22 protein-coding genes are annotated in these 23,353 nt (G+C 64.8%); 8 read left to right on the top strand and 14 right to left on the bottom strand.

The window, feature by feature from the left end; translation table 11 throughout:
* Positions 1 to 147: 147 nt before the first annotated feature.
* From AC0CMF_RS02845 to AC0CMF_RS02815, 7 genes are all read left to right on the top strand, one after another.
* Positions 148 to 2,268: a TonB-dependent hemoglobin/transferrin/lactoferrin family receptor gene (locus AC0CMF_RS02845; RefSeq protein WP_472480931.1), complete on the top strand. Its 2,121-nt coding sequence runs from the start codon at positions 148 to 150 to the stop codon at positions 2,266 to 2,268.
* Position 2,269: 1 nt separating this feature from the next.
* Entirely contained in the window at positions 2,270 to 2,713 is a 444-nt protein-coding gene (locus AC0CMF_RS02840; RefSeq protein ID WP_122520144.1) for a hypothetical protein, read from the top strand.
* Between the two features lie 10 nt (positions 2,714 to 2,723).
* Positions 2,724 to 3,431: a MotA/TolQ/ExbB proton channel family protein gene (locus AC0CMF_RS02835; RefSeq protein ID WP_050471431.1), complete on the top strand. Its 708-nt coding sequence runs from the start codon at positions 2,724 to 2,726 to the stop codon at positions 3,429 to 3,431.
* The gene (locus tag AC0CMF_RS02830) at positions 3,421 to 3,807 is read left to right on the top strand and encodes a biopolymer transporter ExbD (RefSeq protein WP_050471430.1); all 387 of its coding nucleotides are present in this window, start codon (positions 3,421 to 3,423) and stop codon (positions 3,805 to 3,807) included. The genes AC0CMF_RS02835 and AC0CMF_RS02830 overlap by 11 nt, the downstream gene beginning before the upstream one ends.
* A 29-nt stretch (positions 3,808 to 3,836) precedes the next feature.
* A complete protein-coding gene (locus AC0CMF_RS02825; protein ID WP_050471429.1) occupies positions 3,837 to 4,244 on the top strand; it encodes an ExbD/TolR family protein in 408 nt (135 codons plus the stop codon).
* On the top strand, positions 4,241 to 5,224 hold the full coding sequence (locus tag AC0CMF_RS02820) for an energy transducer TonB family protein (RefSeq protein WP_472480928.1): 984 nt from the start codon (positions 4,241 to 4,243) through the stop codon (positions 5,222 to 5,224). Before AC0CMF_RS02825 ends, AC0CMF_RS02820 begins: the two co-directional genes overlap by 4 nt.
* A gap of 65 nt (positions 5,225 to 5,289) precedes the next feature.
* Positions 5,290 to 5,526, top strand: coding sequence for a DUF1653 domain-containing protein (locus AC0CMF_RS02815; protein ID WP_058899834.1), 237 nt, complete (start codon positions 5,290 to 5,292; stop codon positions 5,524 to 5,526).
* A gap of 3 nt (positions 5,527 to 5,529) precedes the next feature.
* Here the strand turns inward: AC0CMF_RS02815 and uraD are convergent, their stop codons facing one another.
* The 14 genes from uraD to AC0CMF_RS02745 form a co-directional block, all read right to left on the bottom strand.
* Entirely contained in the window at positions 5,530 to 6,066 is a 537-nt protein-coding gene (gene uraD, locus AC0CMF_RS02810) for a 2-oxo-4-hydroxy-4-carboxy-5-ureidoimidazoline decarboxylase (protein WP_374628146.1), read from the bottom strand.
* A gap of 36 nt (positions 6,067 to 6,102) precedes the next feature.
* Complete coding sequence (locus tag AC0CMF_RS02805) at positions 6,103 to 7,284, bottom strand: urate hydroxylase PuuD (RefSeq protein WP_374628145.1); 1,182 nt, start codon at positions 7,282 to 7,284, stop codon at positions 6,103 to 6,105.
* Between the two features lie 132 nt (positions 7,285 to 7,416).
* On the bottom strand, positions 7,417 to 8,481 hold the full coding sequence (locus AC0CMF_RS02800) for a BMP family ABC transporter substrate-binding protein (protein ID WP_050471425.1): 1,065 nt from the start codon (positions 8,479 to 8,481) through the stop codon (positions 7,417 to 7,419).
* Positions 8,482 to 8,583: 102 nt separating this feature from the next.
* Entirely contained in the window at positions 8,584 to 9,498 is a 915-nt protein-coding gene (locus AC0CMF_RS02795; RefSeq protein WP_050471424.1) for an ABC transporter permease, read from the bottom strand.
* On the bottom strand, positions 9,491 to 10,585 hold the full coding sequence (locus AC0CMF_RS02790) for an ABC transporter permease (RefSeq protein WP_058899836.1): 1,095 nt from the start codon (positions 10,583 to 10,585) through the stop codon (positions 9,491 to 9,493). The genes AC0CMF_RS02795 and AC0CMF_RS02790 overlap by 8 nt, the downstream gene beginning before the upstream one ends.
* Complete coding sequence (locus AC0CMF_RS02785) at positions 10,585 to 12,144, bottom strand: ABC transporter ATP-binding protein (RefSeq protein ID WP_026355949.1); 1,560 nt, start codon at positions 12,142 to 12,144, stop codon at positions 10,585 to 10,587. Before AC0CMF_RS02785 ends, AC0CMF_RS02790 begins: the two co-directional genes overlap by 1 nt.
* A 75-nt stretch (positions 12,145 to 12,219) precedes the next feature.
* Positions 12,220 to 13,230, bottom strand: coding sequence for a xanthine dehydrogenase accessory protein XdhC (gene xdhC / locus AC0CMF_RS02780; protein ID WP_374628143.1), 1,011 nt, complete (start codon positions 13,228 to 13,230; stop codon positions 12,220 to 12,222).
* Positions 13,227 to 15,572: a xanthine dehydrogenase molybdopterin binding subunit gene (xdhB, locus tag AC0CMF_RS02775; protein WP_472480923.1), complete on the bottom strand. Its 2,346-nt coding sequence runs from the start codon at positions 15,570 to 15,572 to the stop codon at positions 13,227 to 13,229. Before xdhB ends, xdhC begins: the two co-directional genes overlap by 4 nt.
* The gene (gene xdhA / locus AC0CMF_RS02770; RefSeq protein ID WP_374628141.1) at positions 15,556 to 17,040 is read right to left on the bottom strand and encodes a xanthine dehydrogenase small subunit; all 1,485 of its coding nucleotides are present in this window, start codon (positions 17,038 to 17,040) and stop codon (positions 15,556 to 15,558) included. Before xdhA ends, xdhB begins: the two co-directional genes overlap by 17 nt.
* A 3-nt stretch (positions 17,041 to 17,043) precedes the next feature.
* On the bottom strand, positions 17,044 to 17,394 hold the full coding sequence (uraH, locus tag AC0CMF_RS02765) for a hydroxyisourate hydrolase (RefSeq protein ID WP_019965688.1): 351 nt from the start codon (positions 17,392 to 17,394) through the stop codon (positions 17,044 to 17,046).
* Positions 17,395 to 17,542: 148 nt separating this feature from the next.
* On the bottom strand, positions 17,543 to 18,505 hold the full coding sequence (locus tag AC0CMF_RS02760) for a LysR family transcriptional regulator (protein WP_050471419.1): 963 nt from the start codon (positions 18,503 to 18,505) through the stop codon (positions 17,543 to 17,545).
* 37 nt (positions 18,506 to 18,542) lie between these two features.
* Positions 18,543 to 19,523, bottom strand: a complete 981-nt coding sequence (locus tag AC0CMF_RS02755) for a quinone oxidoreductase family protein (protein WP_374628140.1) — start codon at positions 19,521 to 19,523, stop codon at positions 18,543 to 18,545.
* Between the two features lie 165 nt (positions 19,524 to 19,688).
* Complete coding sequence (locus AC0CMF_RS02750; RefSeq protein ID WP_050471835.1) at positions 19,689 to 20,405, bottom strand: CDP-alcohol phosphatidyltransferase family protein; 717 nt, start codon at positions 20,403 to 20,405, stop codon at positions 19,689 to 19,691.
* A 319-nt stretch (positions 20,406 to 20,724) separates the two neighbouring features.
* Positions 20,725 to 21,651 carry a DUF2182 domain-containing protein gene (locus AC0CMF_RS02745; RefSeq protein ID WP_374628139.1) on the bottom strand — a complete coding sequence of 309 codons (927 nt, stop codon included), beginning with the start codon at positions 21,649 to 21,651 and terminating at the stop codon, positions 20,725 to 20,727.
* 212 nt (positions 21,652 to 21,863) lie between these two features.
* Between AC0CMF_RS02745 and AC0CMF_RS02740 the strand changes: the two genes are divergently transcribed.
* Entirely contained in the window at positions 21,864 to 23,102 is a 1,239-nt protein-coding gene (locus AC0CMF_RS02740) for a UbiH/UbiF family hydroxylase (RefSeq protein WP_374628138.1), read from the top strand.
* Positions 23,103 to 23,353: the final 251 nt, after the last annotated feature.

The raw sequence follows: 23,353 nt of genomic DNA, 5'->3' as shown, positions 1-23,353 counted from the left end.
GGATCGTCACCGCCGATAGTTGACTTCAATATTCATCTTTTGTATCGACCGCAATACCTGAATACGTTAATCAGGTTTTAGAGTTTCACAGTTCAGCGAGCGAGCCCTTTGCCAGCCAGCGGGATAGACCAGAAAGAGGCGTATGAAATGACTCGCGGACGGGGCACGGCAGGGTTTTGGCTGAACGGCGTGGCGCTGATTGCGCTCGCATATGCAGGCAGCGCAAATGCGCAGCAGGCACCTGTGGAAGAGACGGCGGCCGACAAGCCGCAGGCCACGACGTCATTGCAGAAGATCGTTCTCGGCGCCGGGCAGGAAAAGGTCGCCATCGACACGCCGCAGGCTGTGACGGTGATCGATCAGGAGCAGATCGACAACGCCCAGGCGACGACCATCGGCGATATTTTCAAGCAGACACCGGGCATCACCGTGGTCGGCAGCGACCGCATCGGCGGGCAGGCCTTCAACATCCGCGGCATCGGCGATCTGGGGTCGGCGGACGAATCCAAGATCATCATCACGGTGGATGGCGCCAACAAGTTCTTCGAAATGTACCGCATGGGCTCCTTCTTCTCGGACCCTGAACTCTACAAGCGCGTCGAGGTGCTGCGCGGCCCCGCCTCCTCCACGCTCTATGGTGCCGGCGCCCTTGGGGGTGTCATCGCCTTCGAGACGAAGGATGCTTCCGATTTCCTTGAAGAGGGAGAGACGGTGGCCCTCCGCCTGAAGACCGGATTTGACAGCAACAAGAACGGTCTGATGACCTCGGCCATTGCCGCCATGCGGCTCGGCCCCAGCACCGAAGCCCTGATCAACGGCAATTTCCGCCGCTCCTCCGACTACGAGACGGGCAATGGCACCCGTGTGGTGGGCTCGGCTTTCGACAGCTTCTCCGGCCTTGCCAAGGTCACCCATCACTTCGGCGAGAACAACGAGCAGTCGGTGCGCCTGTCCTATGAGCGCTGGCAGAGCGATGCGGACAACACCGCCTATTCCCAGACCGGTACGCTGGATGCCTTCGGCAACATCGATCGCGAGATCACCGACCAGACGGTTGTGCTGCGCTATGAAAATCCGGCAAGCGGCAATCCGTTCCTGGATCTGAAGGTCAACCTCTCCTTCTCCGACACGCAGGTTGCGCAGACCAACGCCCGTGCGCCAGCGGCCTCAAGGATGCGTTCGCCCGAGCTGTTCTATGATGCCGACTACGGCTACCGCACCTGGCAGGCGAAGGTGGAAAACACCTTCGAATTCAAGGGTGACATCTGGGAGAACTATCTGACCGCCGGCACGCAGGTCAGCTACCAGGAGCGCACCGCGAGCACCAAGGGCGGCGTGGGCTGGATCGACTTCCATCCCGAAGGCACGGACACCAAGGTCGGCGTCTTTGCGCAGAACGAGTTCATCTGGAACGACCGGCTGACCATCACACCGGGCATGCGCCTTGACTATGTGACCGTGCGTCCGGACAGCGTCATCCCGAATGCCTCCACCCAGACGGATTACGCATTCTCGCCGAAACTCGCCGCGCTCTACAAGTTCACGGACAGTTTCTCGGTCTTCGGCTCGGTTGCCCGCACCGAACGCCTGCCGACACTGGACGAACTGTTCTCGACAGGCGCCCGCACCTCGACTTATCCCGGCGGGCGCACCGTCAGTCTTGATCTGAAGAAGGAGGAATCCTTCAACTACGAGGCTGGCTTTGCCGTCAACCGGCAGGACCTGTTCCAGGACAACGACAGCATCGCGCTGAAGACAACCGGCTTCTACAACGATCTGACGAACCTGATCACCACGGGCCCGCAGCGGCAAGCCTCGGCTGTCCCCTATTATGTGAACGTCCACAGCGCGCACATCTATGGTGTGGAACTCGAAGCCGCTTATGACTCGCGCTACGTGTTTGCCAGCGCCGCCTACAGCTGGACGCGCGGCAAGAACGAGACCACCAATGCGGCCCTGACGACCATTCCGGCAGAAACGGTGGCCGTCACCCTCGGCGGCCGCATCCCGGACTACAACGTCAATTTCGGCTGGCGCGCCGAGTTCACCGGCTCTGCCGATGCCGGCGCCACCACAGGCCCCTTCCCCGGCTATGCGCTGCACGATGCCTTCGTGAACTGGAAGCTCGATGAGGGCCAGTTCAAGGGACTGGAGCTGCGCGCCGCCGTCGAAAACATCTTTGACAAGCGCTACCGCAACAATCTCTCCGGCGATGACGGCAAGGGGCGCACGTTCAAATTGTCCGTCAACAAGAAATTCGGATGGTGACATGACACTGGCACGCAAATTCGAAGTGATCGCAGCCGCCGCGCTGTCGATCTCCACCCTTTCCGGCGCAGCTCTGGCCCAGACAAGCCCGGCAGCGGCGGACGGGGTCAAGCTGGAGCTGAACCGGGCGGCGGATGCCGGCAACGGCTGCCTTCTGACCTTCGTTGCCACCAATGGCACCGGGGCAGCGCTGGAGACGGCAGGCTTCGAATTCGTGCTTTTCAACAAGGAAGGACTGGTGGACCGCATGACCGTCTTCGACTTCGGCGCCCTGCCGGAAGGCAAGACCGTGGTCCGCCAGTTCCAGATCCCGAACCAGCCCTGCGCGGGCATCGGTTCCATTCTCGTCAACGGCGCATCCGGCTGCAAGGCTGCCGCTGCCAGCCCGCTGTGCAGCGCGCCGCTGACCACAACAAGCCGCACAGACATCGGCTTCACCCGGTAAGGACACGGACATGCTGGACTCTCCCTATCTCGCCCCGGTCTTCAGCCTGATCGAACTTGGCGGTACGGTCGTGGCCCTCATCGCCGTCATGTCGGTTGTGGCTGGCGCCATCGTCATCGCCAAATTCGTCCAGTTCGCCCGCTTCCGCACGGCCCGGCCGGGCCGGGCCCGGGAAGCAGCAGGCCTGTGGCGGGCCGGCAGGCGCAAGGAAGCGCTGGTGCGCCTCGCCCGTCCCGTCAGCGCCGCAGAACATGCGGTCGTCACCGCCATGCGCCTGACCGCAGCCGGCCAGATGGACCGCAGCGCCATTGAAGACGAAATCGCCCGGGTGGCGGCCCAGCAGCTGCATTCGCTCCAGTCCGGCACCCGTGCGCTTGACAACATCGCCCAGCTGGCCCCGCTGCTGGGTCTGTTCGGCACGGTTCTGGGCATGATCGACGCCTTCCAGGCCCTGCAGAATGCGGGAGATGCGGTGGATCCGTCGATCCTTGCCGGCGGCATCTGGGTGGCTCTGCTGACCACCGCTGCTGGCCTTGCCGTCGCCATGCCGGTGGCCGCCCTGCTCGCCATGTTCGAATCCTGGATCGAGGCCGAGCGCGTCGCCGTGGAGACCCTGAGCGCCCAGGTTCTGGTGGATGTGGTCCATCACGACCATGAGCGCCACGCCCCGGCCGCACAGGATGGCGCTGCCCTCGGGAAGGTTTCCCATGCGCATTAACATGCCGCAGCGGCGCAGGCGGCCGCTGTCGATGACCTCCCTCATCGACGTGATCTTCCTGCTGCTGCTGTTCTTCATGCTGTCCACCACCTTCACCCGCTTTGCGGGGGTGGATCTGGGCAAGCCCGGTCAGGCTGGCGGCGGCGCCTCCGGCACGCCGGGCATCCTCGTTTTTGTCGAGGCCGACGGCCTGCGGATCAACGGCGTGACCGTAATGCCTGAGGACATGGGGGACCGGCTGGCCGGGCTGCAGGAGAAGGGCGCGACCTCTGCGCTCGTCGTTGCCCGCGAAGGGGCAAACGCCCAGGGCCTGATCGACGCCGTTCAGACCGTGCGCCGCCTTGCGCCGGCGCTCACCCTGCACGTCGCCCGGTAACGGGCCGCGGAAGGCAAGGAGCTACAGACATGGCTGTGCGGATCCCGCGCGAAAAAACCAAGCGGAAGATGGAAAGCACCATCTCGCTGATCAACATCGTCTTCCTGATGCTGATCTTCTTTCTGGTGGCCGGGCAGCTCGCCCCTCCGGCGGACAAGGAAGTGGATCTGGTGGAGACCACCGATGCGGAAAGCCTGCCGCCGCCGGACGCGCTCTATGCCCGCGCCGACGGCACGCTGGTATTCCGTGGCCAGCCCACCGATGCGGCATCCTATCTTGCTGCCAACCCGCTGCCGGAGGAAGGTCCCGAAAGCATCCTGAAACTGGCCGTCGACCGGAACCTTGATGCTGCCCGTCTCGTGGAGATCGTCGACGAGCTCTATGGCGCTGGCGCTCCCGGCATCCGTGTCGTCACGCAAAAGGCAGGCACGCAATGAAACTGAGACCCTGGCACCTGGGTGCAGCCCTTCTGGCATCGGTGACACTGCATTTCGACGCAGTTGCCCTGACCGTTGACACCTCCGAGGAGCCGGCCCTGCTTCAAGGCGGCGGTGGCGGAGCCGTCTCCATGCTGGGCGAAGCCTATACGGACATGCTGACCTCCGGCGATCCGGACACCGCCAACGCGGTTGCCGCCGAGTCCCCCGACACGCTGGCGCCGGTTGATCCGGATGCCGCCGAGCCCGAGACACAGGAGCAGATCACCGCGCAGGACATCCCGGTACAGGAAGCCACCGAAACGCCTGTTCAGGAACCAGTGCAGCAGATGGCGGAAGTCCAGCCGCAGGATATCAAGCCGCAGGAAATTGCGCCGGTGGAAGAGCTGGCCATCCAGCCGCTGACCAGCGCGGAGGCCATCGCGCCGCTCAACGAGACGCCGGAAGAGACCGTCACCGCAATCGAGCCTGTTCCCGTGCCGGAAATGCGGCCGAAGGATCTGCCGGTCAAGGTGGCCGAAGCAAAGCCCGTGCAGCCGGTCAAAAAGACCCAGACGAAGAAACCGGAAGCACAGCGCCAGCCAAGCACACAGAAGGGCAACAGCAGGGCCAATGCGGTTCAGGGCGCAGGCGGCGCCGCCGATCAGGTGGCCTCGCAGGGCAGTTCCGAAAACCAGGGCCGCTCCACGATCCTCGGCAATTCGGACCGCACCAACTACAAGGGCCAGGTTCAGCGCGCGCTGCAGCGTGCGATGCGCCGCGTCCGCTCCCGCGAGGCAGGCCTTGCGACCGTCTCCTTTGTCGTCAGCAAGGACGGCAGCGTTTCGGCCATTCGCATCTCCGGCAGCTCCGGCAATCCGGAGGTGGATGAAGTCGCGTTGGAACTCGTCCGCCGCGCCGCTCCCTTCCCGCCCATTCCGGCAGAAGAAGGCCGCTCGACGTGGAATTTCAACGTTCCCGTCGAGATCACACGCCGCTAAGCTGAGTTGAACCGGCCTGCCAGCCTCATGCTGGCTGGCAAGCAAACGGAGAGCGGAGAGCACAAATGCCTGCACCGGAAGATGCCACGATGATGACCGCCCGCGACGGGCTTGATCCGGCCCTGCGCGGCACCCGGTGGCAGCACCGCAAGACAGGCGGCATCTACCGGATCGTTGGCAAGTGCCGGATCGAGGCCACGGGCGAAGAGGCTTTCCTCTATCAGGGGGCCGAAGGCACCATCTGGGCCCGCCCCTGCGGCGAATTCATGGACGGGCGGTTCGAGCCTCTGGAGGCCAACTGAGCCTCAGACCGCAAGGATCCGGTCTTCGAGCCGGAAGCGGAAGATGCGGGCGATCTGGGCCAGTGCGGTTTCAAATTCTGCCTGCGGGCTGTTGCCAAGCCGTGCCTCGAAAGCATCAAGGATCATGTGCTTCGTTGCGCCCTTCACCGCAAAAATGAACGGGAAGCCGAAGCGGGCGCGGTAGGCATCGTTGAGCATGGTAAACCGGGCAAATTCCTCTGCCGTCAGCCGGTCAAGGCCCGCGCCCGCCTGTTCCTTCCGCGAATCCTCGGCAATGTCCCCGGCGATGGCGGCCCTGCCCGCCAGATCCGGATGGGACCGGATCAGCGCCAGCTGCTGCTCGTGGGAAGCCGCGCGCATGGCGGCTTCAAACGCGCCAATCAGATCCTCCCGCCGGACAAAAGGCCCCGCCGCAAAGGCATCCTCCGCCACCCAGGGCGAGTGCTCGGCCACATCCGCGAAGGCGGCCATGAAGGCCTCATGATCGAGCCCGGCAAGCAAGGCTTCGGCGATGGGAAAGGCAATCGGCGTGGCGGACATGAGAGTGTGCTCCAACTGTCTTCTGTCCCGGTCCATTCACTTGTTCTGCGCGATCCAGCGGCCCAGTTCCTCACGCTGCTCCGGGGTCATGCCCGTCTCGTTGCCGAGCGGCATGGCATCGGAGAGCACGGACTGGGCCATCACCTGATCAGCGTAGCGGCGCAGCTCTGCCAGCGTTTCCAGATGAATGCCCTTGGGCGCATCCGTGAAGCCTTCATGGGTCGGGGTTGCCGCATGGCAGGCCGCGCAGTGGCTGCGGATCAGCGTCAGCGCCGTGGCATCGGAAACAGCCTCACCGCCGGAAAAGTCGCGCGGGGCGGTCATCACCAGCGCTGCGGCAAAGCCAAGCGCGGTGATGGGCAGGCTCCACCAGTAGCGGTTCAGAGGGTCGCCCGCCTCATGCCGGTTGAGGAAATGCCGCACCATGCCGCCCATCAGCAGCACGAGGCCGACGAGAAGCCAGGCCTGCGGATGGCCTGTGAGCATGGGATAGTGGTTCGACACCATCATCAGCAGCACGGGCAGCGTCAGATAGTTGTTGTGCACCGAGCGCTGCTTGCCCATTTGGCCCAGCTTCGGGTCCGGCGCCTCACCGCGCAGCAGGCTGGCGACGATCTTCTTCTGGTTCGGGATGATCAGGCCGAACACATTGACGGCCATGATCGTGCCGATGAATGCGCCCACGTGGATCAGCGCCCCGCGCCCGGAGAACACCTGCGTGAACATGTAGGACGCCGCCATGATCAGCGCAAAGACACACAGTGCCAGCAGCGGCGTGCTGCGGCCGATGGGCGAGCGGCACAGCCCGTCATAGATGAACCAGCCGGCGACAAGGCTCAGAACGGAAATCAGCACCGCCTCTGACGGCAGCATCTGAAGCTTATTCACATCAATGAGATAAGACGATGCGTTGAAGTAATACTGCACCACCAGCAGGGCAAAACCAGTGACCCAAGTGAGATAAGCCTCCCACTTGTACCAGATGAGATCCTGCGGCAGGTAGGCTGGGGCAACCGTGAACTTCTCCACGTGATAGAACCCGCCGCCGTGCACCTCCCAGGCCGTGCCGTAGACGCCCTCGCGCATGCCCTCCCGCTTGCGCAGCGACAGATCGAGGGCGATGAAATAGAAGGACGTGCCGATCCAGCCGATGCCCACCACCAGATGGGCCCAGCGGAAAAGCAGATTCAGCCATTCAGCGGCAAAGGTCATGGTCATGGAGAGGCTCTGGATCGGGATTGTTATTATCTGAAAGACATGCGCGGCCACGCCGGAAGGCCCGGCCGCGCACGGTCATGGTGCAAGAGCAAACCGGCCCGCAGGTTCGGCACCTGCGGGCCGAAGCTCTTGTTACTGCGGCAGCTTGTCGTCGATGCCCTTGACGTACCAGTTCATGCCGAGGATGGCGCCATCGTCGAGACGCACGCCGTCAGCAGCGGCTTCCGAACCGTCCTGCTTGGTGATCGGGCCGGTGAAAGGCTCCCAGCCGCCCTTGATCTTCTCTTCGGTTTCCTTCGCCATGGCGACGACATCGTCCGGCAGGTTGGTGTAGGGCGCCATCACCACATGGCCTTCCTTGAGGCCGTGCCAGGTCTGCTCGCTCTTCCAGGTGCCGTCGAGGACAGCCTGAACGCGCTCGATGTAATAGGGTGCCCAGTCATCGATGATGGCGGTCAGCTGCGACTTCGGTGCGAAGTTGATCATGTCGGAGGCCTGACCGAAACCAAGCACGCCGCGCTCCTCAGCCACCTGCAGCGGTGCGGTGGAATCGGTGTGCTGCGAGATGATATCGGCGCCCTGGTCGATCAGCGCCTTGGCCGCATCGGCTTCCTTGGCCGGATCGAACCAGGAATTGGCCCAGACGATCTTGACCTTGAAGTCCGGGTTGACGGACTGGGCGCCGAGCAGGAAGGCGTTGATGCCGGAGACCACTTCCGGGATCGGGAAGGAGCCGATGTAGCCGGCGGTGCCGGTCTTGGACATCTTGGCTGCGATCTGGCCGATGATGTAGCGGCCTTCGTGGAACTTGGAGTTATAGGTCGCGACATTTTCGGCGGTCTTGTAGCCGGTCGCGTGCTCGAACTTCACGTTCGGATACTTCTGCGCCACCTTGATGGTCGGGTTCATGTAGCCGAAGGAGGTGGTGAAGATGATGCCGCAGCCTTCACGGGCGAAGCGCTCGATGGCGCGCTCGCTGTCCGGGCCTTCCGGCACGTTTTCCAGATAGGCGGTTTCGACCTTGCCGCCGAAATGGGCTTCGACAGCCTGGCGGCCCTGATCGTGCTGGTAGGTCCAGCCGAAGTCACCCACCGGGCCGATGTAGACGAAGCAGGCCTTGAGGTCGGCAGCCTGAGCAGTTGCGAGCGAGCCGGCCAGTGCGGCGGCGGCGACAGTGGCTTTCAGCAGAGTCTTCATGTTCACACTTCCCCTTCGGTTCTCGTTGGGACCGGGTATGCAGCGGGTCCAAAGATGGCGGCCGGGACCGGACCCCATTGAGGTCCCGACTCGGACCGGATGTCAGCGATCCGGCACGAACGGCTTGCCGAGGCAGGCCGGCGTATTCACGAGCGTCAGGCGCCGGTTGGCGGAAATCAGCACCAGAACGATGATGGTGGCGAGATAGGGCAGGCTCGACAGAAGCTGCGAGGGAATGCCCATGCCCTTCGCCTGCGCATGGAAGGTCAGCACCGTGACCATGCCGAAGAGATAGGCACCGGCCACGACGCGCCAGGGCAGCCAGGAGGCGAAGACCACCAGCGCCAGCGCGATCCAGCCGCGCCCTGCCGTCATGTTCTCCACCCACTGCGGCGTATAGGCGAGCGACATGTAGGCGCCCGCAAGACCGGCGCAGCCGCCGCCGAACAGCACCGCCAGAAAGCGCACCTTCAGCACCGAATAGCCAAGCGCATGGGCCGAGGCATGGTTGTCGCCCACGGCGCGCAGGATCAGCCCCATGCGTGTGCGGGTCAGCATGTAGGAGACGCCGGCCACCAGGGCGAAGGCGAGATAGACGATGGCATCCTGCCGGAACAGCACAGGCCCCAGGAACGGCAGGTCGCTCAGGACCGGAATGTCGAGCTTCGGCAGCTTGAGGCCCGGAACGCCGATGAAGCGCTCGCCGACAAGGCCGGACAGTCCGAGGCCAAAGAGCGTGAGCGCCAGTCCGGTGGCCACCTGATTGGTGACAAGGCCCAGCACCAGCGCCCCGAACAGGGCCGACATGGCCATTCCGGCCGCAATGGCCGCGAAAATGCCGAGCGTGCCGGAGCCGGTGAGATTGGCGGCGGCAAAGCCGGTCACCGCTCCCATCACCATCATGCCTTCCACGCCCAGATTGAGAACGCCGGAACGCTCGACGACCAGTTCGCCGATGGCCGCCAGCAGCAGCGGCGTTGCCGCGGTGATGACGGTGAGAAGAATGGCTTCAAACATGGGCGCCCTCCCCGGCATTTTCAGAAAGCACCTTCCGGTGCAGGCGGACGCGGTAGAAGATCAGGGTGTCGCAAGCGAGCACGAAGAACAGCAGCATGCCCTGCACCACGCTGGCAATCTTGTCGGAGATGCCAAGCGACGCCTGCACGCTTTCCCCGCCGATGTAGCTGGAGGCCAGAACAACACCGGCCACGACAATCGCCAGCGGATTGAGACGGCCAAGGAAGGCGACGATGATGGCGGTGAAGCCGTAGCCCGGCGAAATGGTGGGCAGCAGCTGGTTCAGCGAACCGGACACCTCCATGATGCCCGCAAGGCCCGCCAGCGCCCCTGAAATCGCAAAGGCGAAGACCGTCATCCGCTTGGCCGAGAACCCTGCGAATGCGCCTGCCCGGGGGCTCTCGCCCAGTACACGGATCTGATAGCCGCGCAGCGAGCGCGACAGCACCACCCACAGGAGAAGCGCAACGCCGAGGGCCACGAACACGGATACCGACAGACGCCCCATGCCAAGAGACGGCAGCGTGGCGGAAGCCGAGAACAGGGCCGTCTCGGGAAAATTGAACCCCTGCGGATCGCGCCAGGGACCGCGCACCAGATAGTCCAGCAGCAGATTGGCAACATAGACCAGCATCAGGCTGGTGAGGATCTCGTTGGTGCTGAAGCGGGTCTTCAGGATGGCCGGGATCATGGCATAGGCCGCCCCGCCAAGCGCGCCGCAGAGGAGCATCAAGGGCAGAGTGTAAAAGCCCTGCAGATGCGGGAACATGACAGGCAGGATGGAACCGGCCAGCGCGCCGGCCACAAACTGGCCTTCCGCACCGATGTTCCAGTTGTTGGAGAGGTAGCAGACGCTGAGGCCGCAGGCGATCAGCACCAGCGGCGTCGCCTTCACCAGCACTTCCTGCAGGGACCAGGCTTCCGTCAGCGGCTCGATGAAGAAGCGGAACAGCGCCTCCAGCGGGTCCGCGCCGGACATGGCAAACAGGACGGCAGCGCAGATCATGGTCAGCATGACCGCAATCAACGGGGAAACGGCGGTCATCAACCCGCTGTGTTCGGCGCGCTTGACGAGTTCGATACGCATCACGCGCCCTCCCCGGACAGACTTGCAGACGAAGGCTTTTCCGCACCGCCCGCCATCAACAGGCCGATCCGCTCCAGCGTCATGGACGAAGCCGGCTCTGCCTGCGACAGGTGCCCGCGCGAAATGACGGCGATGCGGTCGGCGATCTCGTAGATTTCATCAAGATCCTGGCTGATGACCAGAACCGCTGATCCCTTGCGGGCCAGATCCAGCAGGCACTGGCGGATGAGCGCTGCAGCTCCTGCATCCACGCCCCAGGTCGGCTGATTGACCACCAGAATGCCGGGATTGCGGCTCAGCTCGCGGCCAACGACGAATTTCTGCAGATTGCCGCCCGACAGCGACCGCGCCTCCGGATCGTCATGGGACATGCGGATGTCATAGGCCCGCGTGATGTGTTTTTCCATCTCCCCGGCGCGGCCATAGGCGGCAAAGCCGGAGCGGACCAGATCATCGCCGGTGGAATGGCGCGTCAGGATGATGTTGTGCGACAGGCGCATGCCGGGCACCGCACCGTGCCCCAGCCGCTCCTCCGGCACGAAGGCCGCCCCGCGCTGACGGCGGCGGGTGACGCTTTCATTGCCACAAGGCGTGCCATCGATTTCCACCATGCCCGGCGCGCAGCGCCGCTCACCGCTGATGGCATCGAACAGCTCGCCCTGCCCGTTTCCGGCGACGCCGGCGATTGCCACGACCTCACCGGCGCGCACGTCCAGATTGACGCCCGCCAGCGGCACGGAAAAAGGCGTCAGCGGGCTTGTGGCAAGATTGCGCACGGCAAGGCGCACCGGTCCGCTGCCCGTCAGCGCGCCGGAGCTGGTCACATGCGAAACATCGGCTCCGACCATCATGCGGGCAATCGAGGCGGGGGTTTCCAGCGCCGGATCGCATTCCCGCACGAAGCGGCCATGGCGCAGGATGGTGGCGTGGTGGCAGATGCGGCGCACCTCGTCCAGCCGGTGGCTGATATAGAGCACTGCGCAGCCCTCGTCCGCCAGCCGCTTCAGCGTCACGAACAACTCGTCCGCCTCCTGCGGGGTCAGGACGGAGGTCGGCTCATCCATGATGATCAGCCGCGGCGCCTGCAGCAGGCAGCGGACGATCTCGATGCGCTGGCGGATGCCGACCGGCAGATCGGCCACCAGCGCATGCGGGTCCAGCGGCAGGCCATATTCGCGGGAGACCTTTTCGATCCGCGCCGCCAGCTCGCGCATGGAGCCGGGTTTCGGCAGTGCCAGCGCGATGTTCTCGACAACGCTCAGGGCCTCGAACAGGGAAAAATGCTGAAACACCATGCCGATGCCCAGCTGGCGGGCGGCGGCGGGGCTGTTGATGCGCACCTTGCGCCCGTCCCATTCGATCGTGCCGGCGTCAGGCTGCAGTGCGCCATAAAGGATCTTGACCAGCGTGGACTTGCCCGCGCCGTTTTCGCCGAGGAGTGCGTGGATTTCACCCTTGTTGATGGTGAGATTGACCGCATTGTTGGCCGCGATGGCGCCGAAATGCTTGCTGATGCCGCGCGCATTCAGCAGCGGCGCACCTTGCGCCCGCCGCACCATGCCCCCAGCGGCCTGCTGCCCATCTGCGGTCTGATCGAGACTGCCCACTCCACACTGCCCCTTCTGCCGTCGGGTTCACCCCGCGTTATTGACCGGCTTCTGCCCCTGCGCAAGAGGCTGATTGTATAGACCTTCCAGCTTTACTGCCTCATTTTTAATCAGTAGTTCAACCGCAACAGAGGCCGCGATGGCCGCCGGTAATTTCGACTTCACCCCACCCGCCCCGATGGGGCACACCAGCCCGCCAACCTGCCGTTCCGCAAGTCCCCGGCGGCGCAGGCGGCTCGTGAACCGCGCGCGCTTGGTCTCGCTGCCGATCACGCCGACATAGGCAAACCGGTCCGCCGCCAGCGCTGCCGCCACAATATCCTCATCCAGCGCATGGGAATGAGTCATGACGAGAATGAAGGCACTGTCCGGCGCATCCTTGAGCAAGTCCGCCGGGCGGCTGACGCTGACGTAGCGCAGATTTCCCGGCATCGCCGGTGGAAAAAAGTCCGGGCGGCTGTCGATCCAAGTGATCCCGAACGGCAGCGGTGCCAGCGCCAGCACCACGGCACGGCCCACATGCCCGGCCCCGAACAGCCACACGGGCTGAAGCTCCAAGCCGAAGCGTTCGGTGATAACGCCATCCGCCAGCTGGAAATTCGGCCCGGCGGGCAGATCCCCCAGCACCTGCCGCTGCAGGGGCACGCCTTCCTGCCCAAGAGCCGCCCGGACCGCCAGCTGTCCGCCGCGCTCCTCCTGCGCATGCACCAGCGCCCGCACGGGTTCGATATCCTCTGCCGTGAAATGCTCCAGCGCCAGATCGACGCGTCCACCGCAGCACTGTCCGAGATCCGGTCCCAGCGACACACGGCGCAAGGCAAGCCCCCTGCGGCCTTCGCGTATGCCGGCAAGCGCACAGCGGATCGCCTCGAACTCCAGCGTTCCGCCGCCGATCGTGCCGGAAATGCTGCCATCCGCACGCACGGTCATGCGCGCACCCGCCTCACGCGGGGCGGATCCGGCCGATGCTGCGACGGTGACGAGGCAGCAGGCCCCACCTTCACGCAGCTCATCCAGAATCCGCCGCCAGAGGATCATCGCGCTCCTCCCGCCTGCCGCATGGCCTGCACCGCCTTCAGGATCGCTTCGGGCGTGGCAGGTGCGTCCAGCTGCGGCACGGTGCCGGGCCGCAGCGAGGCGACCGCATCGGTGATGGCGCAGAAGACGGAATTGGCCAGCATCACCGGCGGCTCGCCCACCGCCTTGGAGCGGTAGATCGTCTCCTCCGGATTGCCGGCGGAAGCATAGAGCGCCACGTTGAACTCGGCCGGCGTGTCGGAAATGGCCGGGATCTTGTAGGTGGAGGGTGCATGGGTGCGCAGGCGCCCCTGCTCGTCCCACACCAGTTCCTCGGTCGTCAGCCAACCCATGCCCTGAATGAAGCCGCCCTCGATCTGGCCGATATCGATGGCCGGGTTGAGCGAACGGCCCACATCGTGAAGGATGTCCACCCGGTCCACGGTCATCTCACCGGTCATGGTATCGATGGTGACTTCCGCCGCCGCCGCTCCGTAGGCGAAATAGAGGAACGGACGGCCGCTGGCGCTGTCACGGTCCCAGGTGATCTTGGGGCTGGCATAGAAGCCCGCATCGGACATGTGAACGCGGCCCATGTGGGCAAGCTTGGCGAGTTCCGCCAGGCTCACCACATCGCTTCCGGCGCGCACCCGATTGTCCGCAAAGACAACGGATTCCGGCGAACAATGGAAGTGCCCCGCCGCAAAGGCAATGAGCCTGTCCTTGATGGCGCGTGCCGCATTGCGCGCGGCCATGGCGTTGAGATCGGTGCCGGAGGAGGCTGCCGTCGGGCCGGTGTTGGGCACCTTGCCGGTGGAGGTGGCGGTGATGATTACCTTGTCGAGGGTGACGCCGAATTCCTCCGCCACCACCTGCGCCACCTTCTGATAAAGCCCCTGCCCCATCTCGGTGCCGCCGTGGTTCAGCTGGATCGAGCCGTCGGTGTACAGATGCACCAGCGCCCCGGCCTGATTGAGGTGCTTGAGCGTGAAGGAGATGCCGAATTTCACCGGCGTCAGCGCCAGCCCCTTGCGCAGCACGTGATTGCGGGCGTTGAAGGCGCGCACCTCCTCCCGGCGCTGCCAATAGGCGGAAGTAACTTCCAGCTGCTCCACGATGGTGTGCAGCGTCTGCCACTCCTCCACCACCATGCCATAGGGCGTCTGGTTGCGGGCCCAGTCATAGAAATTGCGCTTGCGCACTTCCAGCGGATCAAGCTCCAGCGTGATGGCGATGGCGTCAATCATCCGCTCCGCCGCCAGCATGCCCTGCGGCCCGCCAAAGCCCCGGAATGCGGTGTTGGAGCAGGTGTCGGTACGCAGGCGGCGGCTGCGGATCTGGGCGTCGGGATAGAAATAGCTGCTGTCCGCATGGAACATGGTGCGGTCCACCACGCCCAGCGACAGGTCCGCCGAATAGCCGCAGCGGGCGAAGAACGTCATGTCCACGGCGCGGATGCGGCCCGTGTTGTCATGGCCAACGGTCCAGTCGACACGGAAGTCATGCCGCTTGCCGGTCATGATCATGTCGTCGTCCCGGTCGAGCCGCAGCTTGCAGGGCCGGCCCGTGACGCGGGCGGCGAGCGCGGCAAGACAGGCCCACTGGTTCGCCTGCGATTCCTTGCCGCCAAAGCCGCCGCCCATGCGGCGCACATCGACTGTTACCAGCGCATCGGGCACGCCCAGAACCTTGGCCACCACATGCTGCACCTCGGTCGGGTGCTGGGTGGAGGAATGGACCTGAACGGCCCGCTCCTCGCCGGGGATCGCCAACGCAATCTGGCCTTCGAGGTAGAAATGCTCCTGCCCGCCGACATGGAACACACCGGAGAGCTTGTGCTCGGCGCTCGCCAGCCCTGCTTCAGGCGCACCGCGGCGGAACTGATAGTCCGGCAGCACGGTCACATCGGCGGCGATGGCATCTTCAACGGAGATGATCGGCGTCTGCGGTCCGACATCAATCTGCGCGAGGCGCGCTGCACGGCGGGCAGCATCCCGGCTGGTGGCAACGACGGCAAAGGCCACCTGCCCATAGAACAGGATTTCCTTGTCCGCCAGCACCGGATCGCCGCCGAAGGAGGCCGAACAATCGTTGAGGCCCGGCACATCGGCAGCGGTCAGCACCGCCACCACACCCGGCGCATTGCGCACGGCCTCAAGGTCCATCGCCAGCAGCGGTCCGCGCACAGCATGGCGCGCCCAGCCCGGCACCACATGCAAGGTGCCCTGCGGCTCCGGCATATCGTCGATATAGACCGCTGTGCCGGTGACATGCCGTTCGGCGCTGTCATGGGGCAGAGAGCGGTGCACATGGGTCAGCGCCTCTGCGCCTTCCGTCAGAGCGGTGTCATGCGGCGCGTTCATGGTCGCCTCCTTCCGGCTGAAGCACGGGCAGGCGCACGGGCTCGGCAGGCCCGGCAATCTCCATCAAGGCCTTGGCCAGCAGCGAGCGGGCGACTTCCATGCGGTAGGCCGCACTCGCGCGCATGTCGGTGATCGGCTTGAAATCCTCCTGCAGCGCGCGGATGGCCGCGCCCCAGGTAACGGGATCGTCGATGCGCGCTCCGGTCAGGGCTGCCTCTGCCCCCAATGCCCGGCGCGGCGTTGCCGCCATGCCGCCGAAGGCGATACGCGCAGCGGTGATTTCGCCCTCCACGACCGTCAGATTGAACGCCGCCATGACGGCGGAGATGTCCTGATCAAACCGCTTGGACACCTTGTAGCAGCGAAAATGCTGGTTGGCGCCCGGACGCGGCACGAAGATGCCTGCCACGAATTCGCCCGGCAGCCGGTCCTGCTTGCCATAGTCGATGAAGAAGCTTTCGAGCGGCAGATCGCGCAGATTGTCGCCCTGCTGCAGCTCGATGCTGGCGCCGAGCGCAATGAGGGCTGGCGGCATGTCGCCGATGGGCGAACCATTGGCGATATTGCCGCCGACCGTGCCGGACGCACGGACCTGTTTGGAGCCGATGCGCCCCAGCAGCACGCCCAGATCCGGCGCCAGAGCGCGCAGCGCCGGTTCGGCGGCTGCATAGGTGGCGGCAGCGCCGAGGATGATGCCCTCTCCCGTCACCTCCACCCGGTCCATGCCGGCCACATGGCCCAGCCAGATGATACGCGGCAGGGTCCTCAGGCTCTTGGTGATCCAAAGGCCCACATCCGTCGCGCCTGCCACAAGCGTGGCATCGGGAAACTGGCTGTAGAGCGCGGCGAGGCCGTCCACCGTCGCAGGTGCAGCAAAGAAACGATCGGTGGAACCGATGAACACATCCCGGGAATCCGCCAGCCGCCGCAGCGCCTCACGGGTTTCGGCAGCACGCCAGGAGAAGGCATCATCCGCCGCCTCGAAGCAGCTGGCCAGCGCCGCGTCGATGATCGGCCGGTAGCCGGTGCAGCGGCACAGGTTCCCCGCCAGCCATTCCGTCACCGCCTTGCGGCTCTTTTCCATGCCTTCGGCGTGATAGAGCGTGAAAAGGCTCATGATGAAGCCCGGCGTGCAGAAGCCGCATTGGGAGCCGTGCAGGTCGCGCATGGCCACCTGAACCGGATGCAGGCGGCCATCGGCGGCGAGATCCTCCACCGTCACCAGTTCCGCCCCGTCGATCATGCCCAGAAGCTGGATGCAGGCATTGACCGGCTGATAGGTCAGCCTGCCACCAATCACCCGGCCAAGCGCCACCGTGCAGGCGCCGCAGTCGCCCTCGCCGCAGCCTTCCTTGGTGCCGGTCGCCCTTTCGGTGAGGCGCAGATAGTCGAGCACCGTATCCATCGGCCCGATATCCGCCAGCTCCACCACTTTTCCTGCCCGCAGGAAGCGGATCGTGTCCCGCATGGCTCAGCTCCCCCTGTAGGTCGAATAGCCGTAGGGCGAGAGCAGCAGCGGCACGTGATAATGCTCGCGCGCATTGGAAATGCCGAAACGGATCGGGATCATGTCGAGGAAGGCAGGCTCTGTGACCGGCGCGCCGCTGGCCTTGAGGTAATCTCCGGCAAAGAACCGCAGCTCATAGATGCCGGGGCCGAACTCCGATCCTTCCAGGATCGCCCCATCGACCCGGCCATCGGCATTGGTTTCCACCCGGCGCAGGCGCGAGGGCTTCGGCTCCACCGCCCAAAGCTCGATCACAAGTCCTGCCGCAGGCTTGCCCAAGGCGGTATCAAGGACATGCGTGGTCAGACGGCCCATTCTGCTCTCCCTCTCGTCCGGTCCCGGGGCTGCCGCGCGTCCGCAGGCCCGGGCTGGCTGGCGTCCCGCGCCAGCCGCAATTTCTCAACCCTGAGGTTGCCTTACTTTCCGGGGAAACAATAGAACCGATTAGGGGGCGGAGCGATGCCTAAATGGCATCAATCAACGGCAAGTGCTCTTTGATGGCGAGCATGGCATGATCGTAGAACATGCCCGGCGCCAGCCCGAGCGCGCGCAGCGAGGATGTGACCACCGCCAGCCTGTCCGCCTGAAGCGGCGCATCGCTCAAGGGCCGGAACACCAGCAGCCCGCCGGCGAGATCTGCCTCAAGCCCGATCTTGGTCTGAAAGCTGACCACCGCCCCGCGCCTTGTGAGCGCCCGCATGAAGCTGAGGGAATTGGCTTCCACATAGGTGCGGATGTTGCCCGGCAGGCGGGCGAGCGCCGCATCAATGCGGGTGCGCAACGACAGGCCTTTGGCAGGCAGCGCCAGCGGATAACGCAGGCAATCGGCCAGTGTCAGATCCCCGGCATGGCTGGCCAGCGGATGATCCGGCGTCATGACGGCACCGATCACCAGTTCATGGGCAAAGGCGGTTGTCAGCGCCGAGGTGCGCGGCGGATCGAAGGTGAAGCCGATATCCGCCTCCGCCCGCTCCACCATGCCGGTCGCCTGCAGGGCGCTGGTCACGGTCACAGAAACGTGGATGCCCGGATAGGATTTGCGGAAGGAGCCGATGATCTGCGGCAGGATCGAATCGGCAACGCTTTCGACCGTTGCCACCGACACGGTGCCGCGCCGCAGGCCCTTCAGCGCGTCCAGTTCCGCCACCGTGCCTTCAAAGTCGGAATAGGTGCGCCGCACATGGGCAAGCAGCACCTCGCCTGCAGGCGACAGGCGCAGGCCCCGGCCCAGCCGCTCGAACAGGGCGAGGTCCAGCGCTTCTTCCAGCCACAGGATCTGCCGGTTCACCGCCGACGAAGCGACATTGAGATGGCGGGCCGCAGCGCGGATCGACCCGGCTTCGGCCACAGCCGCAAAGTAGCGCATGGCGGGCGCATAGAGACTGCGCGACCGGTCAGGTTCGGCTGTCTTGCGCCCGGTTTCCATGCCCCCTCACCTTTTTCAGCCCGAAATGCCGCCAGCCTTATTCGGGCAGCATCACCGATGTGCCGGTGGTCCTGCGCGCTTCCAGATCCCGGTGCGCGGTGGCAGCATCGGACAGCTTGTAGCGCTGGTTGATCTGGATCGAGACGACACCCTGCTCCACCACGTCGAACAATTCACCAGCCGTTTCCTCAAGGTCGGAACGGGCGGCGATGTGATTGAACAGGGTCTGGCGGGTGGCAAACAGCGAGCCCTTCTGCGCCAGCATGCCGATGTTGAAATCGGTGATCGGGCCGGAGGACTGACCGAAGGACGCAAAGAGGCCCATGAACTTCAGGCAGTCGAGCGAGCCGGGGAATGTGTCGCGGCCCACGGAATCATAGACCACATCGCAGCCCTTGCCGCCGGTGATCTCCTTCACCCGCTCGACGAAATTCTCCGTGCGGTAGTTGATGACATGGGTGTAGCCGTTCGCCTTGGCGAGTTCCGCCTTTTCGTCCGAGCCAACCGTGCCGATGACCGTGGCGCCCAGATGCGCAGCCCACTGTCCGGCAATGAGGCCGACGCCGCCAGCGGCCGCATGGAACAGGATGGTGGAACCGGGGCCAACCTTGAAGGTGCGGCGCAGCAGGTAGCGCGCTGTCATGCCCTTCAGCATCATGGAAGCGGCAACGTCACAGGCAATCGTCTCCGGCAGCTTCACCAGACGGTCTGCCGGGACAAGGCGCTCCTGCGCATAGGAGCCGAGCGGGCCGACATAGGCGACCCGGTCGCCCGGCGCCACGTGGGACACGCCATCGCCCACCTCGGTCACCACGCCCGCGCCCTCGTTGCCGGGAATGAAGGGCAGGCCGTTCGGCGCCGGATAAAGCCCGGTGCGGTAATAGACATCGATGAAGTTCAGCCCCACGGCCTCATGGCGCACCCGCGCCTCACCCGGCCCCGGCTTGCCCGGCTCGAAAGCCTCCCAGGTCAGAACCTCGGGACCACCGGTCTGATGAATGCGGATGGCATGAACCATGATATCTCCTCCAGATCATTTGCGCCGTTACGGCAAAATCAGGCCCTGCCTGCGGGCCACAGAAAGCCACGCCCGCGCAGGGCATTTCCGCGCGCAGGATAAAGGCAATACCGTTCAATGGGAAAGCCGCTTTCTGATGCGAAAGCGGCCCATGTGACCTTCCGGTCAGGCGTAGCGTTCCAGCGCCTGATGCACGGCAGAAACCGTCAGCAGGTAAAGGCTGGAGATGCCGAAGACCCAGGCCATCGGCTCGCTCAGGGTCATTTCGTTCCACAAGCCGATGCCGGCGGCCGCAAGCCAGGCGGCGGTCATGACCAGCGTCAGCGGACGCCAGCGCTTGACGCGCACCGGATGGACGAAGCGCACCGGCATGAAGGTGAAGAGGCAGCAGGCCAGGACAACGGCGATGGTGAAGCCCTGCGAGGGCGACAGCAGCATCAGGCCGAAGACGACCATGTTCCAGCAGGCCGGGAAGCCCTTGAACGCCTTGTCGTGGGTCTTCATGCCGTTGTCGGCGAAATAGAGCGCACCGGTGAAGACGACGAGGCCGCCGCAGATCCAGTTCCACGGCCGGTCCAGCATGGGCCCGGCGGCCAGGGCGAAGGCGGGAAGGAACACGTAGGTGGCGTAATCGATGACGAAATCCAGCGAGGCGCCGGACCAGCGCGGCAACCGTTCGGCGATGTTGTATTTGCGCGCCAAGGGGCCGTCGATGCCATCGACCACCAGCGCAAGGCCGAGCCAGACGAACATTTCCTGCCAGTTGCCGCGTGCACCCGCCAGGAGCGCCGCAAGGGCAATCGGCGCGCCGGAGGCCGTCAGCACATGAATGAGGAACAGCGCCGGCACATGGGACCGCTTTTCAGGGGTAATGTCAGTCACGGCGTTCACTTTCCCTTTGCCCGGCCCGCCCTGCGGCAGTCCGGATGCCGGTGCCTTCAACGGCACATCTGTCCATGCTTTCACGCTTCTTGCGCGCGGCAGGCACAGATCCTGCCAGAACCGGTTCCTTGAACCGGATGCCGGCACGCCCCTGCCCGCATCCGTGACATAACACACGGCCGACGCATTGGTTCCCACCACGCCCGGCTCACACCTGCGCAAGCAAGATCAATGCACCTGTTTGGGCAATATTTCAATATCATGACAGGCAGCAAAGCAGGATTTTCAGGAAATCCGGCGGATTTCTGCGAATTTCAGCTCAAATTTTCCCGCTGAGAACCAGCGTTGCCCCCATCAGCGAAGCCCCCCACAGCAGCAGGAAAACGCCGACGGCCTTGTAGAACCAGCGGCTCGGCAGGTTCTTTTCCAGCGCCATCACCGCCCCGAGCAGCCCCACCCAGATGATGTTCATGATGCCGACCGCGAACATGACGGTCATCAGCGCCCAGCAGCAGCCAAGGCAGGCCAGCCCCTGGATCAGGCCTTCCCGGTAGAATGCCGCCGCCGCACCGCCCGAAACAGGGCTGGACCAGCGCGGATACCAGCAGCGCAGGAGACAGGCCTGCTTGGCCGGGGTGAACTGGTACAGCCCGGCGGCAATCAGCGTGGTGGCCGAAAACACCAGCGACACCGGGGCCATCATCGACGACAGCAGGCCGTAATCCGTCAGCAGCCATTGAACCAGCGTCGCGGCGAGCGAATAGGCCGTCCAGATGGTGAGATAGCCGAGCGCCAGCAGGCTGACCGTGACCGCGGCAGAAGGACCGGAGACGGCACCGGCACGGCGCTTCGCATGCGACAGAAACACAGGCATCGCCGTGGGCAGCATCATGGCCAGCGTCATCATCATCCACATGAGGAAGACAAGCCCCGCTCCGCCCACGCCCCAGTCCTCGGCCGGCATGCCGAATGTGGTGGCACCCGCTGGCAGGCACAGCACGGCCAGCGCAGCGCGCACGTCCTTCGGCAACCCGTCGAAAATATTGAAGGCGTTGAAGAGACCCATGCCCGGCCCGGCCTCGGTCATGTCCATGACCGGAACCATCGCCGCGACCACGGCGGCAAGGTAAAGCCAACCGGCCACCGCCAGCAGGCTGCACAGAAGGATGACGAGACGGCGTCCGCCGGATGCATCGCTGCCCCCGGTCTTTTCCCCCGCTTCGTCAGCCTTGACGTTCTCAGGCATTGGCGCACTGCTGCTCATGAGCATCTTTCCTGCCGTCCACCGGTCAAGTGTTCCGGCCCCTGCAGCGAAAGCACTTGCCTGTCAGTGTCATACCCCTTACCCCGGCGCGGGGCGCGACGCTTTGCGCAAGGTCAAGGCCTTGCATTTCCCTCATGGGGCGCCATCCTGTCCTCAACAGGTCAAAAGATCAGGCCACAGATCGGGCAAGAGACATGAACACAGCTTCCGCCGCAGGCACGATGGACAAGGCACAGGATCAGAACCGCCACAGGGATTTTGACGCTGCCGTCATTGGTGCGGGGCCTTCCGGCATGGCCGCTGCCCTGCTGCTGGCCCGCAGGGGCTTGCGCACCGCTCTCGTCGCGCCGGAGGTGAACACGAAAGACGCCCGCACCACGGCGCTGCTGCAGGCCTCTGTCGCCTTGCTGGACGAAATCGGCGTCTGGGACAAGCTCGCCGCCCGGTCTGCGCCTCTGGCCCACATGCGCCTCATCGACGACACCCGCCGCCTGATCCGTGCACCCGAAACCACCTTTGATGCTTCGGAACTGGGACTGGAGGCCTTCGGCTACAATGTGCTGAACCGGGAGCTGAACGCGGAACTGGAAGCCGCCGTCCTGAAGGCTGACGGCCTCACATGGCTCAAGACCCGCCTTGCAAAGCTTGAGCCTGCCGAGGCAGAGGTGCGTCTGACACTGGAAGACGGTGCCACGCTGACGGCTGCCCTTGCGGTGGGCGCCGATGGCCGCACCTCCATGGTTCGTCAAGCCGCCGGGATTGACGTGCGCGAATGGTCCTACCCGCAAATGGCGCTGGTGATGAACCTGGAGCATGACCGGCCGCATGGCTCGGTCTCCACCGAATTCCACACGCCCACCGGCCCTTTCACGCTGGTGCCGCTGCCGGGGCGCATGTCGTCGCTCGTCTGCGTCGTCACGCCGGAAACAGCCACACATCTCAAGGCTTACGAAGATGGCGCACTGGCGCTGGAGCTGGAGCGGCGCGCCCATTCGGTGCTCGGCGCCTTCCGGATCGCCAGCCCCCGTCAGGTCTATCCGCTCAGCGGCATGATCGCGAAGAAAGCCGCCGCCAACCGCTGCGCCCTCATCGGCGAGGCGGCGCATGTGTTCCCGCCCATCGGTGCGCAGGGGCTCAATCTGGGCCTGCGCGATGTGGCCGATCTCGCTCGTATCGCAGGCGAGGCCAAGGCCCGTGGCGAGGATGTGGGCAGCGCTCTGACGCTCGCCCGCTATGACAGCGCCCGCAAGCCGGACATCACCAGCCGCACCACGGCAGTGGATCTCCTCAACCGCTCGCTGCTGACGGACATGCTCCCCGTCCAGGCCCTGCGCTCCCTCGGCCTCTACGCCGCCGGCCGCTTCCCGCCCTTGCGCAAATTCCTGATGCGCGAGGGGATCACCCCCAAGGCAACGCGGCTTCTGCCGTTCTGAGGGGCGCTCGTTCCGCCACCCTCCCCGTTTTCGTCATGCCACGACTTGATCGTGGCATCCATTACCTGAGCTCACCGCACGGGGACAAAACACGAATGATCCGCTGTGTGGAGAGGCAACGGCATGGGTGCCACGGTCAAGCCGTGGCATGACGGAGGATGGGGTGAGCGCACTGCTCATCTTAAGCCTTGCCCCTCGTACCAAGCTCCCCGCCCCCATCGGGCAATCGCCCCACCGCGCTGCCTCCCCGC

The organism is Pannonibacter sp. CBAS1226 (genome assembly GCF_055685825.1).
The sequence above is the reverse complement of the archived record's forward strand: the minus strand, read 5'-3'. Positions and strand labels throughout refer to the sequence as shown.